Below are 2,878 nucleotides of genomic sequence, written 5' to 3'. Positions count from 1 at the left end.
GCTTGATACAGTGATACGGTCTTGATGACGCGATGGGCGATGAAGTCGGCATGACTAATCACATCAAATCCAAGGAATGCACTAAAGCGTTTGTGAGTATTTTTTTACTCATAAACGCTTTAGGGTGAGTGTTCCTTGAAATCTGCTCAAGGCTCCAAAATCAGCATAAATTTACTTAGGCTAATTTAAATAGTATATAGCCCACTAGGCTATATACTATAAGACTTCAGAGAAAAATTTAGAATAGTTCTTATACAACAGTCATTTATTCAGTGAGTCGATATTGTCATAGTTGATTCATAAGCTTAGTGTGAATAGAACGAGATCTACGCTTTAGGTAAAGTCTCTTCCTAGCTCATAACTATTCTTTATCTTGGAACCTTGAATACTTTTATTTAATCAACATCCAAGGCGTTATCTTTGTTTTGAATAAGTATGAGATCATCTTGAGCTTTCTTGAGTTTATTTTGTAACACAGTCACTTGTTCTTGTTCTGATAGGTGACGGCTCGATAGCTCGCCATATTGCTTATTCAATATACTATGTTCAGCTTCAAGTTTAGCCTGTATTTGAGTCAGCTGCTCATAAAGTCCTGATAGCTTATCACGTTCAGCGGTGACCGCCTTTAGCTCTCCTTTGATCTCTGCGGTAGCAGTTTGTATCTCATTGCGTTCAGCTGTGACCGTCTTTAGCTCTGACTTAGTGGCTTTAAGCTCCGCCTTTAAACGTGCAATCTCTGCTTTATCGCTATCAGCTGTAGCTTTAAGCGTGGCTACCTCACCAAGACTACTAGTAAGCTCTACAGATTGCTTATCTAATGCGCTACGTGTCTCTACAAGCTGTGATTGTGCTGTTTCTGCTTTAGTTCGTTCAAGCTCTAATTGATGCTTAGTATCTGATAGCGTCTGTTTGGTAGCATCATGGTCAGCTGTGGCTTGCTGAGCGCTTTTAGTTGCTGCTTCCGCAGTAGTGGCCACTTCGTCCAGCTGCTGTAGTAGATCTGCTTGTTCACCCTCTAAGGTTTTAACTGCTTCTTGCGCTTCGTCCGTCTCTGCTTGTGCCTTAACCTTAACCACCTCTAGAGCTTCACGCTCCTTAGACAGCCTATCGTTCGCCATATCAATAGCTGTCTGCCACATATCAGCGCCAAGCGTGTGCAAGCGTCCAGTGATACCGCTAGGTAAATCCACTTGTTGTAGCTCTTGCTCTTCCTGCTGTTCTCGCTTCCAACTCTGCATAGCATCACTAATGGTAGTGAATGAGCCACCGCCTAGCGCCTTACGCACCTCTGCCAGTGTCGGCTTGATCCCTTGCTCCTGTAATCGGTCAGCTGCTGCATGAATATCTTGTGTGGTGAGTGCCATGATTTTGTATTCCTTGATAGTGCATTGTAGTATGTTGTATATAGTATAATACAATATACAACATACTACAATACAAGGTGTAAAAAAACCCCAAGTCGTCTTGAGGTTATAACTTGTTGGCTAAGACTTAATGATCAGTTAGGTATTCTTCTAGGGCATCATTGATCATGTCCTGATAGTTACCGCCTGTCTGCTTGGCTCTGTCCTTAAACTTAGCAAGAATGCTTGGGCTGATAACACTGGCTTCTGTAGTAAGCGTTTGTGGTTTGATACTGCCACGGATCGCGCCTGACCAGTCGGTGATTTCTGGAATGTCCGATAGATCAATGTCGTCATCGCTAAGCGTTGCTAAGTACTCTAAGTCCGCTTGCTGCTTAGCCGTTAATGGCGGCAACTTATCTATGTGATAACTAACCTTGTTCATATTGTCTCCTTTCAATCTTTATGGCACGCCTGGCAGAGATAATGCGTATAACCTCAGGCCATAGATTTCAAACACTGCAAAAGCATTGGCCTTTGACTCTTAAGTAAGCCATATATCATAATTGGTAGTAAACATAGTAATTACCTACCTTGACTGACTTTTGGTAAGTAGCTCTCAAGCGCTTTGTTTGGCTTGTTAAAGCTTTCAGGTTCCCGCTGTATGAGGTTAATCATTTCACGCTTAAAAATATCAGTACTCATTTTACCGTCATAGCTTAAACCTGGGTGATCGTTATAGTCGTTCATAAACTGCACATTATCAACAATTGATTTGATCTTATCTTCTGACAATTTACCGTCTTTACCAGCAATTTTATCTAATAACTTTTTGTGAAATTTGAGCTTTAAGCCTTTATAGCCCTTCCCTCTTGCTTTTTTTTGATACTCTACACTGACTTTATAATTCGTATTTTCATTTATATCATTGATAGCTGTTTCAATAACATATCTTCGCAACTCACTAAATTGCTTATACTTATCTTTAACACACATTACGTGTTTAAACTCTTCTATCGTAAACTCTTTGCTGTACTGGTATTGATTAACCCACATTACCACCAATTCATACATTTTTATTGAATGAATACTCGATAACTCACCTATTTCTAATAGCTTGTATTTAGTGAAATTAGCTTTAAGTTGCGTCAAATATGGCAGTATTTTATTTGCGAATGATAATACGACTTCTCCGTTATCCGGATCATAGACAATACTACTAACAAGCCTTGTTTGAAGCGTTTTATTCTCGGGCAAGCTCATAACAATATCGACGTCATATAAACGTTTGCTTGCGTTCTCTATGTCACGATAAACATTCTGTTCGTTCTTAGACTTCTTACCAAAAAACAATGATTTAATATCATCAACTGTTACTTTATATTCTGTGTCTTGCGTGACATTTGGTGCATCAGGCCTACTATCAATCTGACTAATACAAGCAAGCATGAGCTCTTTATCCGTCTTTTGCATTGTGTACGTTGCTAGGATTAAATCATTTGACTGAACAACTAAGTTATTTTCCATTTCAACTC

Annotated in this window: 3 protein-coding genes; all 3 read right to left on the bottom strand. The window is 39.6% G+C overall.

The window, feature by feature from the left end; all coding sequences use genetic code 11:
* Positions 1–395: 395 nt before the first annotated feature.
* Positions 396–1,364, bottom strand: a complete 969-nt coding sequence (locus tag AAEY83_RS12530; protein ID WP_025643906.1) for a DNA-binding protein — start codon at positions 1,362–1,364, stop codon at positions 396–398.
* A 127-nt stretch (positions 1,365–1,491) separates the two neighbouring features.
* On the bottom strand, positions 1,492–1,788 hold the full coding sequence (locus tag AAEY83_RS12525) for a hypothetical protein (RefSeq protein ID WP_025643904.1): 297 nt from the start codon (positions 1,786–1,788) through the stop codon (positions 1,492–1,494).
* Positions 1,789–1,928: 140 nt separating this feature from the next.
* The coding region (locus AAEY83_RS12520; protein WP_351059212.1) for a replication initiation protein at positions 1,929–2,878 on the bottom strand (950 nt) is incomplete at its 5' end.

Origin of the sequence: Psychrobacter sp. TB20-MNA-CIBAN-0197 (assembly GCF_040309765.1) — a bacterium.
Classification (GTDB): Bacteria; Pseudomonadota; Gammaproteobacteria; order Pseudomonadales; family Moraxellaceae; genus Psychrobacter; species Psychrobacter submarinus.
Note: the sequence above shows the minus strand (reverse complement) of the source record. Positions and strands in the feature narration are given on the sequence as shown.

Bases quoted from the DNA above. Each gene is read 5' to 3' on its own strand.
- AAEY83_RS12530 (WP_025643906.1), bottom strand. From the start codon at position 1,364: ATGGCACTCACCACACAAGATATTCATGCAGCAGCTGACCGATTACAG.
- AAEY83_RS12525 (WP_025643904.1), bottom strand. From the start codon at position 1,788: ATGAACAAGGTTAGTTATCACATAGATAAGTTGCCGCCATTAACGGCT.